The organism is Coleofasciculus sp. (assembly GCF_046565525.1).
Lineage (GTDB): Bacteria > Cyanobacteriota > Cyanobacteriia > Cyanobacteriales > Coleofasciculaceae > Coleofasciculus.
The window spans coordinates 1-13,666 of the sequence record NZ_JBKHUP010000155.1; the positions used below are offsets into that span (position 1 = coordinate 1).

The 13,666-nt window shown below is 45.2% G+C and carries 14 protein-coding genes; 5 read left to right on the forward strand and 9 right to left on the reverse strand.

Annotated features, from left to right (window positions below; all coding sequences use genetic code 11):
• Window positions 1-57: 57 nt before the first annotated feature.
• The 5 genes from ACLGGO_RS32680 to crn3 form a co-directional block, all read right to left on the reverse strand.
• A complete protein-coding gene (locus tag ACLGGO_RS32680) occupies window positions 58-627 on the reverse strand; it encodes a hypothetical protein (protein WP_446422447.1) in 570 nt (189 codons plus the stop codon).
• 2 nt (window positions 628-629) lie between these two features.
• Window positions 630-1,850 (reverse strand): type III-D CRISPR-associated RAMP protein Csx10, encoded by a 1,221-nt coding sequence (csx10, locus tag ACLGGO_RS32685; protein WP_446422448.1) that lies wholly within the window; start codon window positions 1,848-1,850, stop codon window positions 630-632.
• A complete protein-coding gene (locus ACLGGO_RS32690; RefSeq protein ID WP_446422449.1) occupies window positions 1,825-2,577 on the reverse strand; it encodes an RAMP superfamily CRISPR-associated protein in 753 nt (250 codons plus the stop codon). Before ACLGGO_RS32690 ends, csx10 begins: the two co-directional genes overlap by 26 nt.
• Window positions 2,574-4,820 (reverse strand): type III-B CRISPR-associated protein Cas10/Cmr2, encoded by a 2,247-nt coding sequence (gene cas10 / locus ACLGGO_RS32695; RefSeq protein ID WP_446422450.1) that lies wholly within the window; start codon window positions 4,818-4,820, stop codon window positions 2,574-2,576. Before cas10 ends, ACLGGO_RS32690 begins: the two co-directional genes overlap by 4 nt.
• Before the next feature lie 254 nt (window positions 4,821-5,074).
• Entirely contained in the window at window positions 5,075-5,413 is a 339-nt protein-coding gene (crn3, locus tag ACLGGO_RS32700; RefSeq protein ID WP_446336388.1) for a CRISPR-associated ring nuclease Crn3/Csx3, read from the reverse strand.
• Between the two features lie 548 nt (window positions 5,414-5,961).
• On the opposite strand from crn3, the gene ACLGGO_RS32705 reads away from it, so the two are divergent.
• The 5 genes from ACLGGO_RS32705 (at window position 5,962) to ACLGGO_RS32725 (ending at window position 10,236) form a co-directional block, all read left to right on the forward strand.
• The gene (locus ACLGGO_RS32705) at window positions 5,962-6,369 is read left to right on the forward strand and encodes a hypothetical protein (protein ID WP_446422451.1); all 408 of its coding nucleotides are present in this window, start codon (window positions 5,962-5,964) and stop codon (window positions 6,367-6,369) included.
• The gene (locus ACLGGO_RS32710; protein ID WP_446422452.1) at window positions 6,369-6,818 is read left to right on the forward strand and encodes an Imm30 family immunity protein; all 450 of its coding nucleotides are present in this window, start codon (window positions 6,369-6,371) and stop codon (window positions 6,816-6,818) included. Before ACLGGO_RS32705 ends, ACLGGO_RS32710 begins: the two co-directional genes overlap by 1 nt.
• A gap of 62 nt (window positions 6,819-6,880) precedes the next feature.
• Window positions 6,881-8,005 (forward strand): CRISPR-associated endoribonuclease Cas6, encoded by a 1,125-nt coding sequence (cas6, locus tag ACLGGO_RS32715; protein ID WP_446422453.1) that lies wholly within the window; start codon window positions 6,881-6,883, stop codon window positions 8,003-8,005.
• Between the two features lie 81 nt (window positions 8,006-8,086).
• Window positions 8,087-9,688, forward strand: coding sequence for a peptide ligase PGM1-related protein (locus tag ACLGGO_RS32720; protein ID WP_446422454.1), 1,602 nt, complete (start codon window positions 8,087-8,089; stop codon window positions 9,686-9,688).
• 254 nt (window positions 9,689-9,942) lie between these two features.
• A complete protein-coding gene (locus ACLGGO_RS32725; RefSeq protein ID WP_446338772.1) occupies window positions 9,943-10,236 on the forward strand; it encodes a DUF433 domain-containing protein in 294 nt (97 codons plus the stop codon).
• A 212-nt stretch (window positions 10,237-10,448) separates the two neighbouring features.
• Here the strand turns inward: ACLGGO_RS32725 and ACLGGO_RS32730 are convergent, their stop codons facing one another.
• From ACLGGO_RS32730 to cobM, 4 genes are all read right to left on the reverse strand, one after another.
• Window positions 10,449-10,802, reverse strand: a complete 354-nt coding sequence (locus ACLGGO_RS32730) for a phenylpyruvate tautomerase MIF-related protein (RefSeq protein WP_446339031.1) — start codon at window positions 10,800-10,802, stop codon at window positions 10,449-10,451.
• Between the two features lie 52 nt (window positions 10,803-10,854).
• Complete coding sequence (locus tag ACLGGO_RS32735) at window positions 10,855-11,337, reverse strand: flavin reductase family protein (RefSeq protein WP_446339030.1); 483 nt, start codon at window positions 11,335-11,337, stop codon at window positions 10,855-10,857.
• A 372-nt stretch (window positions 11,338-11,709) separates the two neighbouring features.
• Window positions 11,710-12,102, reverse strand: coding sequence for a zf-TFIIB domain-containing protein (locus ACLGGO_RS32740; protein ID WP_446339029.1), 393 nt, complete (start codon window positions 12,100-12,102; stop codon window positions 11,710-11,712).
• Between the two features lie 184 nt (window positions 12,103-12,286).
• Window positions 12,287-13,141 carry a precorrin-4 C(11)-methyltransferase gene (cobM, locus tag ACLGGO_RS32745; protein ID WP_446339033.1) on the reverse strand — a complete coding sequence of 285 codons (855 nt, stop codon included), beginning with the start codon at window positions 13,139-13,141 and terminating at the stop codon, window positions 12,287-12,289.
• Between the last annotated feature and the right edge of the window lie 525 nt (window positions 13,142-13,666).

Below are 13,666 nucleotides of genomic sequence, written 5' to 3' on the forward strand. Positions count from 1 at the left end.
ACCAATTTTTATAACTTTGAAAAAAGAGCTTTATTGTTTTGGCATTTAGTTGATAGTTTAGCATAATAAGTACCGAAAAACCTTTTTATTTGGTTTGATTTTTAAGCTTTTTTGTTCCAACTCCTGATCATTTGAAAATTTTATCTCACCAACTCTGGCAGTATGTTCTCGTGCAAGATATCCCAGGTAAAGTCGAGTTAACTTTAAATGAATATCTTGTTCAATCAGAGTCTCTCTAGACTCTAAATATTCTTTCAGTGTATCTTCCTCTATAAGGATATTTTTAACTCGGCTTAAAATATCTTTTGCATCCTTAATTAGTTCTTCTAGTTGATTGGCTACTACTAAAGCAAAAACACCTTTGGGCTTTTGAATTTTCCAAACTCGGCTTGATTCGCTTCGCCCTATTTGATAGCGAATTTGGGTTTTAATTGCTTCTAACGAGGATGTTTCAGTCGAAAAAGATAAAATATTTCTGAAAGGCGACTTTTTATCTGCTTTCTCTATTTCAAATTCCTGAGCTATACCTTGCATACGTGGGATTATTGTATTTATTTGAACGTCTATTTCTTTATCCAGTCTTAAGGTCAACCGGGTTTCTAAATCTAATCCAATACTAGCTATCATAACTATTTAGCCTCCTCCCAAACTATAGTATGAAAATCATTACAAACTTGCACTTGACCAAACCCTTCACAGGTGCGATCGCCTACCCCCTTCAACTCTAATTTTTCTAACGCCTCAATCCAATCTTTCTCCTTATCTTTGATTGTACTAAACAAATAAACCGCACCTTTATTCGTGATTAACTCCACATCCTTCATTAACCCCCAAGCTGAATTCCAGCCAGAAATATAGTCATAGCTACTATAAGCAACATGTAGTTCAACCGGGTAATCCGTTAACTGAGAAAACTGTCGCAGCATATCTGAATAAATCACCATAGTACGTTGCCAGTTTTCCGTTAAAATAGCGTCGGATTGCAAATCTAATGTAAAGTAAGTGCGATTTTCTAGCGGACGATTGCCGAAAAGATTTCCCCACTCACGCCAACGCTGCTGGAGTGCAACGTTAAACCGTTTGACCCGTGAGTCAACATCTATATTAGGTTCAACACTATTCGCTTCTATTTTAACTTTCCCTAATCCCCGCGAGGCTGCACCACCCAAACGAAAGTTTTCCGAGTTACAACTGATAAATTGAGTCAATTGATCAGCTAAATTATCATCGTCTACCAAAATCGAACTGTGATAAACCACTGGTTGCTTATGCTGAGTTTCATTGAGAACCTCAATGCTATATAAGACTTGTTCTTCTGATGTTGCCCGACGCCGATTAATCCCCACACGAGTTAGCAGCCGTTTAGTTACTGACTGGCTTGTACATTTATCCGTCATTTTACTGTAGAATCCACTAAAAGGCTCAACTCGACTATCCGTTCCCTCTTCTAAAGTTTTTGGACAACTGGGATCGTAAAGATGGTTGTAGCTTTCTGCACAAAAGCGGTCAATTAATGTATCAAAAACACCATTACCTTTAGGCTTAAAACCGGGATTGGCTTTGGCACTTACGGCTGTAGCAGGTAAGACACCAACGTCTTCTGTTGCTGCTGGATAACCATTGCGGAAAATGGCAGCATCCCCACTCAGAAATAGGGCTTGGAAATCACCGCCTGATTCTGTAAAATCCGTATCCTGCCAACCAGATTGTTGTAACATTACAGCAGCCATCGCACCTCGAATTACCGAACCGGGAATATAGTCTGCTGCTTCACTGACTGAACCCCCTGGTTTTTTTCGTCCAATTGCTAGAGGGGATAAGGCTTTAATTTCCAGTTGAATGCGCTTCATTTACTCCTCCTTTAGCTAAATAATTCCACACTGACTCATCCACCTGAATTGGGGGAAGTTCCCACTTTAACCATCCCAATCCTGTGGATTTAGAACCCCCCAAAGCATTAATATGGTGTAACCCAGCTAAAATTAAGGCTTTGGTAAAAGCCGGACAATTGGGTTGAAGATGAATGTCTCCAGTAAACTTAAGCTGAACATTAGCTGGTGAGGTTTCTAGGAAGTAGAGTTTTTTCTCTTCAGCAGTATGACGACGACGATTAATAGTCACACCAGGGCGGAGAACCTCTGGCGGGAGATTGTCCGGTTCTTCCTGGCAAATTAAGTCATCAAAAATGACTCGTGACGGTAAGGCGGGATTGCCAAAAATCTGACAAATTAAACAATGATATCGGTGATCTCCTGGTACTCGATAATCCTCGTCTCGTTGAAAACGCCTCGCCTCCTCTTCGGGAAAATTTGCACGCTGGGGACACATGGTTTGAGGATTAGGTGCTTGACAAATTGCCCACCCTAACCCCCGTGCTAGTTTCTCACATTCATGGCGCAAACGCCCTTTAAGTTGAGATGCAGGAATCAAAAGTTTGTTGTCCGCAGTACGCACAATTGGCTTATCGGCTAGAGAACCCGAAGAACCTCCTGCACCCACGCATAAAGCAGTATCAATGATAGCCGTTAGGGAGATTGTTTCGACTGGATTGGATAATAATTCTTGTAGATAAATCATGGTAATCGCGCCTCCGTCTGGCTAGGTTGTTCAGCGGTTTCGACAATAAAAGGATAAAGTTCGACCAATTCCCGCCATATAGTTTCATAAGTAGTCGTACCATCCTTTTCCGGTAACGACATCCAGGGTGCTAAATTACCCTTATTAGTCTTGGCATCACACCAGGCTTTTTCAAAATACTCCTCCAATAGTTTTTGGTTTTCTGGTTTTAAGCGAACGCGGAAATAGCGATAATTTAGCATAGCTGTCTGTTTGCCTTGTTCAAGTAAACGGCGGATTTGATAAAGTTGCGATCGCGGAAATTCTGACTGCTTTAGTTTCTCCCCAGTTTCAATCAATCCGCCGAGTTCATGTAGGGTGTAGGGGGCGCCATAGAGTTTCAGGGTTGGTTTACTTTTGTCTTGTTCCTGCTTGGTTAAACCCTCTTGGCGAAACTTTGCAAGATCTGAGGAAATCATGGTTACTGACTTCAAGGTGAGAAAGTCAACTGTACCGCCGTGATAGTTATAATATTTTTTTAAGTCCTTTGCCTTCTTCTTTGCTGATTTGAGTAATTGATCATAGAATCTTTTGGCATAGTATATGGGGGTATTATAAGCGGTAATTAAAACTCCGATAGACGTACTCAGTTCACAATGGCTTTGGGGTGGGACTTTACCTTTATATCGATGGGCTTCTTTTTGACTCGGCAATGACTTGTAACCCTTTTCTAAAAGTATAGATTCAAACTCATCGCCAATGGTTTGAGCTATTTTCAGGGCTTTGTTAGCAGGTACAACGATTAACACATCATCTCCACCCAGCAGCAAAATCTCAAAGGGGTGAATCCACTCCCCATTTTTATGGGTTGATTCATCATCCGGATCTAATTTTTTCAATTGATGAGGTTCTAGGTGTTTTGCTAATGCAATATAAACGGATTTTTTCGTTGCCTCAAAAATATCTGCACTAAATTGTCTATATTGCTCAGGACTTTGAATTGATTTTTGGATGTAACCTCCCATATTATTGCCATCAGCATAAATGTAACCCACAAAGCCATCACTAGCATCCCCAATTTCTGTCAAGGTTTGGGCTGCTTCAACTGTTATAGACGATTTATTTCGGTAGTACTTTTCTCTATAGTGGTGATTTATTTCTAAGAATTCATCATTGAACTTCGTTACCCAGTCTTCAATAGATTCCGGTTTCCAGGTAAATTCTTGGGTGTACCATTTGGGTAACTTGTCTGGCTTAACGGCACGCTTTGCTAATAATCCCACAATCCGCTTCCGGGCTAAAGGTTCAGATAACCAAGGTTGACTCGGAATCATATTGGCTTGTACCGCAGCTAAAGCGCCAGTATTATCATCCCGGAGTAAATAAGGATGGGTTTCAAACATGGGTGGGTAACGGCGGCTGGGGCGATTACTTCCAGGTTTATCGTTACCATTGCGTCGTTGATTAAATTGAACTGTTAACTTGCTGAGTAGTTCGTTAAAATTCTTGCGTTTCCGAAATTTTTCTTCCGGCGTGTTAACATCGGTGCGATCGAAATAGGCTTTAACTAAAGGGTTGTCTTGATTCTGCCGATACCATTCTAACCAGGGGGTGTCGTCAATCTTATTTTGCAACAACCCAAAACGAATTTCCAACAGTCTAAATGTATCCCCAACCACACAGGAGTTAGCAGTTAACGTTTCCTCGGTGTAGCGTTTTTCCATTGCGTCAGCTAAATCATCAACCCATGCCGCCGGACAAAATGCTATAGTCACAGCACCAGAGGAGCGAACAATCAGTTCTGGGATTAAAGCAGATTCCAAGTCGGGGAAATCCTTTAAAAAATCCTTAATTGAATCGGTTCTTTGTTCTTTATCAAAAAACGCCGGGATATCAATCAAGTTAATTCGGTCAAGTAAGGCTGATGCGCCCCTAATTTCGGGAAGTTTAGCGGATTCAAACACATAGCCTTTAATCTTTGTTGCGCCGCCGTAGACTAAACCGATTCGGGTGGTTTGCTCCCACAACTTGGGATAATTATCTTTAAGATCAGTGATTTTATCGGGAAAATAGTCTTGGGGAATCCCTTGTAGTTGCCGCACCGTTTGTAGTGAGCACTTTAGTGCTTCCGGAACCTCTTTCCCTTGAAGCAACGCCTCTCGCATCTGCTGCAAGATACTCAAATCAAACTGCGGTTCACGCCTCTCGCCCCAAGCGAGACACCAGGCGATTCCAATGGTTAGGGGGTGTAGAGAATGAGTCATAATTGAGCGTGCTTTTAAGTTATTGTATCCAAATACTAGAGAGAATAGATAGGGGAATGTCTAGCTTGTGCGCTCCTTCCTTTCTCTGTGACTCCCAATCCAAACAGGATCTAGGTTTAGGGTTTCTAAGTCGGGTGATTTAGTAACTATTGTTACTGACAAAAAGGGGGACAAGGATAAAAATTGTCTTAGCTAATCATTGCCGAAAGCTATATCAACGTGAACCGGATTATCCCCCTCGCTAGATGGCTGGATTACCGAGAAAGCGCGGCGGGTAATTCCACGGGAAATACTTCCCCCACGGAGACATCGTGAGTGTGAGTCGCGACGACGACAACGCCTAAACGGGGGTCATAACATCCCACCCAGGCGGCGGGATGACATTCGTGAACCAGGTAACTGTACAGCCAAATCGGACCTTTTCCTTCAATGACGATACCTTGGTTGAAGGGTATTCCTTCTGGTAGTTTTAGTCCTTTAATATCTGGGGGGGAAATAATGCCGTCATCTGTTGTAATCTGGAAATGCAGATGTTGATAGGGTAAACCGGTTTGGGTTTGATGGGGAAGCAGTTGAAGTTGAATCGCGTTCATGGTTTTTGCCGTTCTGTCAGTACGAGGCTAATGTAGCACCCCCTGGGAAAGACCCTTTTCCGACGACCGGAAGGGTTTGGCATTTAAGGGGGTTTGCCTGTATTATTATCGAATAACGACAGAACCTAGAAAACTGCATAGCAAAATACGGTAAATTAGCTTATCTACACAGGTCACGCGATCGCTCCAAACCTCATTTTTCCGTTGAGGTGTGTCGATGGCAGTCTGGGTAAGGGTTTTGGACGATGAAAACCGGAGATTTTTGTCAATAAGCGTTGAGTAATTGACAATGAAAAAGGTGTGGAGATTTGGCGTCTGAAACCCGCTCTCTGTAAGGTTTCCTGAGCGAACTCTTGACAAACTCACTTCCCCCAAAGGGGATGAAAACTCTGGTATCAGTAAGGTGGGCAATGCCCACCCTACAACTTGAAAAATTTACCCGGTATGCTGGATAAGCCCAGGAATAGAGCAAGGCGATCGCACGGATTCGGTAAAAAGATGATAACCTTTGTATTTTCGGGGATTACGGGGAGAATAGGGGTGTAATCTTGTTAAATAGAGAGGGATTACTATCAGGAGAAGGTGCGGTTGGACGCTATGCTGACTTACTTAAAACTGGACGTAGAGGGGATAATCTAACACCTCACCACATTCCTTCTAATGCTTTTATGGCAGCAAAGGTTCCTGGTTACACTAGAGGAATGGGCATTGCTATGATGATGGAACATCCTTTGCCCGGTCAAGGAGGTCGTCATCGTCAAACTATCTCTTATGGACAATCTCCTGATTTAAGTCTTTCGCCTAGGCAGGCTCTGGCTAGAGAGATTAGAGATGCGCGATCAATTTATTGGCGTCAGGGACTTTATACGCCAGAAATTAGACGCAGCTTACAGGATATTATCCAGTTCAATAAGTTAGCTTGGCAGGGTATTTTTGAGCAGGGAGAGAATAGCTGATGTCACAAACCAATTGGATTCGTGTCTTAGAGGCGAATAAATTGATGCGATCGCGCCAAGAGGTGATCGCCTTTGAAACAGCGTTAGCTGAACTGGCAAAGCATCCTCAAACCGAGGATTTACCCACCTTACATCTCATGTTCGATGATCGCTGTGAACAGCCAGAGGTCATGTTTAGTCTGCTTCATTTTCTAGAATCCTTTGATTTACAGCAACAGCTTCAAGCATTTATTACTGTGGCGCCTCAGTTAATCGGGTTGGCTCAAGATTGGGCGAGAATCATCCATACTCGGATTTTGAATGATGATTCGGCTTGTCAGTTGTATCGAGAGTTGTTACATTCGGTTAACTCACAACATCCAAATTTTATCCGTCAATTGCTTGAAGACAGCGCTACTCGTCATTTAACCGATCTGAATTCGCCAGGGGAGTTAATAAAACAGGTTTGAGACAACTCAGTCTACCCTATATATTAGGAGCAACCCCTTGAAAATCCGGCATTCACCCCATCATGGCACCCCGCAAACGCAGCCAAACCCAACCCCCTCCATCCCGCCATCCCTGGACACCGGATACAGAATTAGTCGGACTTGTCTTAGAATTAACCGCCAACGCCCCAGACTCCCTCTATACTCAATACACTGTCGGACTCCACGCCTGGTTCTTAGATCAAGTTCGCCAAACTAACCCCCAACTCTCCGCTTATCTCCATGATGGTCAATCCGAGAAACCCTTCACCCTCTCCCGCTTAGACGGAGACTTCCTCACCTCTGGAAAAACCCTCAAACTCAAACCCGATACAACCTACCGTTGGTACATCACCGCCCTTTACCCACCCCTAACCCAATGGCTCGCCGAATGGGTTCATCACCTGCCAGATATGATTAAATTACGCGGTGCTGTCCTCAAAATTAGCCGTTGGCACATTGCTTTAGCACCAACCACTTATCCTAACTTATCTACCCCAATCCCCACCCTACCCCAATCCCTAAGCCTCAGCTTCCTCACCCCTACCAGCTTTCGCCGCAAGGGACACCATTTCCCCTTACCGGTTCCCAGGAATCTCTTCCACAGCTATTTGCGGCGCTGGAATGATTTTTCTCTTCAACCCTTTGATCAAACCGCCTTTTTAGACTGGGTAGACGAAAATGTAGTGATTCAGCGTCACCGTTTAGAATCGATGAAAGTTGCAGCAGGAAAGAAAGGAGTCGTCACCGGATTCACGGGTGCGATCGCGTTAGGACTGGACTCAGGTGCAACCCAACACCCAGAATTTAGCCAATTATTCCATACCTTAGCCCAATTTGCCCCCTACTGCGGCACCGGACACAAAACCCCCTTTGGCTTAGGACAAACTCGCCTAGGCTGGTTATCCCCCGAAACCCCCGCCCTCCCCTCAATAGAAACCCTCTTAGCCGAACGCATTAGCGAATTAACCCAACAATTTCTCGCCCAACGCCAGCGCCAGGGGGGAAATCGGGCGCAAGACATCGCCGAAACCTGGGCAACCATCTTAGCACGACGAGAAATGGGGGAATCCTTACAGGCGATCGCAGATGATCTGGAGATGCGTTATCAAACCGTCAAAACTTACGCCAAATTAGCCCGCCGTGCCATCTTGAACCCTGACAGATAACTCTACTTAATTAACAGTATTACAGTTGTTCCCCGTAACCGCTACTATTGCTATGTATAACATTGAGGCGGTTCAGGGGCAATGCATGAATTGAATTCATCCTCCTCCACACAAGCAGAACGGTTTCGGCGGCTTCAGAGCCAGTTGCGCGATCGCTGGTCTAGTATTGATCTATTTGACCAAGATGATCGCGACATCTTGGTTGTCCCGTCTGTCTCCGTTGATCAGCGAGAACTAGCGAAGATTCCGGGTTTTCTGCACTATGAGGAACGGCTGTTATTTTCCCTGATTCGCTTACGCAATCCCCGCACCCGCCTGATTTACGTAACGGCGGTACCGCTATCGCCGATTGTGATTGATTATTATTTGCAACTTTTACCCGGAATCCCGTTTTCTCACGCCCGTGAGCGTTTGATGCTCCTCTCAACCTATGATGCCTCACTCAAACCCCTGAGCCAAAAAATATTAGAACGTCCCCGGCTAATGGCGCGAATTCGTCAGGCGCTGCGTCCGCACAAGTCCTATATGGTTTGTTACAATTCCACCCAGCTTGAGCGAGAATTATCAGTAAAACTCGGTCTACCCCTTCTCGCACCTGACCCCGATTTACTCTACTGGGGAACCAAGAGTGGGAGTCGGGAAATTTTTAAACTCAGTGGTGTCCCCCATCCCGATGGCTGTGAAACAATGTGGACAGTGGACGAGTTGGTGGAAGCGGCGGCTGTATTGTGGGAACGTCATCCCGACTTAAAGCGGATGGTGATTAAACTCAATGAAGGCTTTTCTGGGGAAGGGAATGCCATTCTGGATTTGAGAAAAATCCCCGACGCAGCACCAGCAAAAGCATCTCATGATCAACGGGTTGCAGCTATCCACGAAGACTTAGAACATTTAGGCTTTCAGGCAAAGAATGAAACCTGGACTCAATTTTCCAGTCGCATCCCAGAGTTAGGCGCGATTGTCGAAATATTTATCGAAGGAGAGAAAAAGCGATCGCCGAGTGTACAAGGGTATATTACCCCGCGTGGTGAGGTAAAGATACTCTCCACCCATGATCAAATTTTAGGCGGTCCAGATGGTCAGATTTATCTGGGGTGTCGATTTCCCGCTGATGCAGCCTACCGCTTACCCCTGCAACAGATGGGAATTAAAGTGGGACAGGTTCTGGCAGAAAAAGGTGCAATCGAGCGTTATGGCGTGGATTTTGTCGCCGTTCACCAGCCGGAGAAGGGGGAAAATGCCTGGGATTTACAGGCGATAGAAATTAACTTACGCAAAGGGGGAACCACCCATCCGTTTATGTCGCTTCGGTATTTAACCAATGGTCATTACGACGCCTCAACGGGTTTATTTTACAGCCAGCAAGGTCGCCAGAAATATTACATCGCTACTGATAATTTACAACGGGATCATTACCGAGGGTTAATGCCCAATGATCTTATGGATATTATCACCCATTATCGTCTACATTTTGATAGCAGTACCCGTACTGGCAATGTGTTTCATCTGATGGGCGCCCTTTCAGAGTTCGGCAAACTGGGATTAACCTGTATTGGCGACTCCCCTCCAGAAGCGGAGGCATTTTATAACCAGGTGATGCAAGTATTGGATCACGAAACCACCGGGACTGATAATGACCAGTTTTCTTATCCCTGTGAGCCGATTTCCTGGTTCTCTAAGTGATATCGAATCCGCTTGATTGCATACAGATGCGGCTTTCCCGGTAGTTAGGGGCTGCTGCAGGGAGTCTGGTGGTGGGGAGAGGCAATAGGGAATAGGCAATATGCAATGGTTTCACCCCTCTGTCGAGGTAAAAACCTTGCACTTGTTGGGTCGGAAAATGGCTTGAAACCCAAATCTTGTCTACCTTACACACTTATGCAGCAAGCCCTAGTTAGGATGGTAATAAAAATGAGCTATCTCCTAGGGTTTGATTAATGACGACTACATCAGTTTCCAGATATGTCACTCGTAATCCAGACATTTTAAGCGGTGAACCGATTATCATCGGGACGCGCATATCGGTGCGAGTCATTGTCGGCTTATGGCGATTGGGTACTCCTCCTGAAGAAATTCCGGCTCAGTATCCCCAGCTTACCCTGGCTCAAGTCTTTGATGCCCTGAGCTTCTATTTAGATAACCAGACTGAAATCAATGAGTATATTGAGCGAAATCGAATCCCAGACGATCTGATTCATCCCGCAGTTCGCAAAGCCTTAGAAGCGGAATGAATGCTGACCTTGATTAGGGTTAGTTTTGCTTGCCAATACAGCACGGTAGAGATCCCCCCAAACCCCCCTTTTTAAGGGGGGCTTACTTTGGGTTCATGTCAACGAGAGTAGGTTGGTTTGATGTCCTGTCCCCAACAAGCACGGGTTAGCTTTTGGATATTATCTGCTATCCCTAAAAACAGCAAAGGCTTAATCAGGATAAAACCAACCCCTCAACCAAAGGTTGTACCGTTCCACCCCCACATACTACCCTTGGCATCAGCGAACTCAATATAAATTCGCTTAATCGGGACACCCAGCTTTTCACTAATCACCTGGCAAAAGTCTTGACTCATTGCCTGGGTTTGGGCTGGACTCATCGTGCCAATACTTTTGACTTCTATGTAGCAGGTGGGTTCAACAGTACCGCCAAAAGTCATGGATACACCCTCTTCAAATGCCGTCATCACATAAGATTCAGGCTTGCCTACATGCTGGGCTAGCTTAGCGGAAAGGATTTTCAGCAACCCTTCCACTAGGGTAGGTTCTAGATTCGTCACAGATGATTGAACTTTAATCAGAGGCATTATGTTTAGTCTTGCAACTTCATCAAAACCATTTGGGATATGGGGTCAGTCTCTAGCCACCATATTGCCAACCGGTGCTTTCGAGTGAAAGCGGTTCTCCTTCCCGGTGGACACCTGCGGCAATCACTTCACCCACATAAACACTGTGATCCCCCTTTTCCACCGCATCGATTACTTTACATTCGATGTAACCGAGGGAGTCAGAAATAATCGGACAGCCGGTGGCTTCTCCTTCATAAAATTCCACATCCTCGAACTTATTCCCAACCCGGCTTTGGGGTTTAAAGAATTTCGCCGCCATGTTTTTTTGTCCACTGTCTAGGAAGCTGATGCTGAACACCCCACTTTTTTTCAGCATTTCGTGAGATCCCGTCTCTTTCTTAATACAATTGACCACCAGTGGCGGTTCAAAGGAAGACTGCATCAGCCAACTTACGGTGAAACCGTTTAAGTTATCACCCTCTTTGACGCCGCAGATATATAGACCATGGGGAATCTTACGCAGCATCGTTTTTTTCGCTTGTTCGTCTAGCAAGGCATCCTCTCCCTAAATTGCACAGATCTGGCATTCAGTGTACCAAGAGGTCAGGGATTTTGGGTGCAGGGGAGAGTTTTGACCCTTCACTTTGTTCGAGGGAACATTGTTTGTAGGGGCGGGTTTTACTACTATCGTTTCTTTTTGACCCCGATGTGACTAAACCCGCCCTAACCCCCCCTCTTTCCAGACGTTCCACGCCTTATACCAAGTTGCATTCAAAGATATAACTTTCTCTCCCCCTGCTTCCCCTGCTTCCCCTGCTTCCCCTGCTTCCCCTGCTTCCCCTGCTTTTCCTATCTACTATGTTTGAGCGCAACTCAGTATTACGTCTGGAACATTGCTTCCCCTGCTCCCCCCACAACGGATAAGCTAATGAGGACGCCAGGTTTTGCGAACTCGACCTAGAATCCCTTTGTGTGAGAAATTCTGCTTAAACTTCTTAAATTCACCCGCATCTAACCAGACGCCGTGACACTGGGGGCATTTTTCATACCAGATACTATACCGGTCAATATCAATCATGCGAAACATCGTCGCGCCACAGCGAGGACAGTCCACATCGTCATCCACTTGATCAAATTGATGTCCCATTTCTGGAGATCCAATGTCCAAACTCTCGGAGTCTTTAATCCGCTTGAGTTTTTCAGCTTCCAGAGAATCAAACCAAATCCCTTTGCAGTTACAGCAGCGATCGACTTCTATGCCACCATGAGTGATAGACTCTAAGCTTTCACCACATTTAGGACAGACGGTTGGCTTCATAGTTGACTGGGGAACAGAGAAAAGGCAATACAATCACTATACTCGCAGGGAATTCTAATGGGAGCAGGTCAATCTAATCTCCTCTTCTCCTGCAAGGGCGGGTTTAGTCAAGTTAGGGGTGTCTCCAGAACGTTATGGGTAAAACCCGCCCCTACAACCCTGCTCCCTGAAGCCCCTGTGCACCCTATCTCCCCTCGCGGCGAAAGAGGTGGGAGTGCTCTGGGTGATAGAGACGGGAACGTGTCCCTGTCTTAGTATCTTGGCTAGATATTGCCTCTGGTAAAGACCAAGGTGTTCTCAAGGCGGGACTGATAATATAAAGTGTTGTCCGAATTAGATTTTCCTGGTGAGTCAGTGCTGCCATTTGTTCTAGAGGGACAAGCCAGATTTTTTCATCGGACCAACCAATGCGGAAACAGATAGCAACCGGGGTATTGGCTGGATAATGCTGGAGGAGTTTGGCTTGGGCGGCTTCTACATGGCGAGCGCTTAGATAAAGACAGAGGCTGGCTTGATGCGCGGCTAGGGATGCTAATTCTTCCGGCTCGGGTACGGCTGAAGCTCGACCACTAATGCGTGTCAGGATAATGGTTTGTACCACGTCCGGTACTGTGAGTTCAACCCCTAGTTTAGCCGCAGCCGCTTGGTAAGCACTAATCCCAGGAATCACTTCAAAGGGAATTTCCGCCTCGGTAAGGGCTTGCATTTGCTCGTGAATGGCGCTGTATAGACTCAGATCACCCGAATGCAGACGAACGACTGATTTTTGCGATCGCACTCGTTCGATCATCAGGGGTAAGATGTCTTCTAGGGTTTTATTCCCAGTTCGGATAATTTCTGCATCAGGACGGGTTTCCTGCAAAATTTGTGATGGCACTAAGGAGTCGGCAAATAAAATAACATCTGCTTTTTGCAGAATTTTCACCGCTTTAACGGTTAATAACTCCGGATCTCCAGGACCGGCACCAATGATGTAGACGGCTGGGGCTAGAGAAGGGAGAGGGTTTTGACGTTGAGTAGAGTCAGAGGTTTGATACATATAAATTTCCGGAGCAAGTTCATGGGGATAGGAAGAAAGAAATGGTAGATGCACCCTGATTCAGTCCTAGAGATTTTTTCTCTGGGACTTTTGTTTTTTTAGGCAATCTTTCCGGAGCAAGTTCATGGAGATAGGAAATAAGAAGTGGTAGATGCACCCTGGTTCAGTCCTAGAGATTTTTTCTCTGGGACTTTTATTTTTATACAATTAGTCCGGACTAGGTTCATGGGGATAGGAAATAAGAAGTGGTAGATGCACCCTGATTCAGTCCTAGAGATTTTTTCTCTGGGACTTTTGTTTTTTTTAGGCAACCTTTCCGGAGCAAGTTCATGAGGATAGGAAATAAGAAGTGGTAGATGCACCCTGATTCAGTCCTAGAGATTTTTTCTCTGGGGCTTTTGTTTTTTTTAGGCAACCTTTCCGGAGCAAGTTCATGGGGATAGGAAATAAGAAATGGTAGATGCACCCTGGTTCAGTCCTAGAGATTTTTTCTCTGGGGCTTTTGTTTTTTTTAGGCAATTAGTC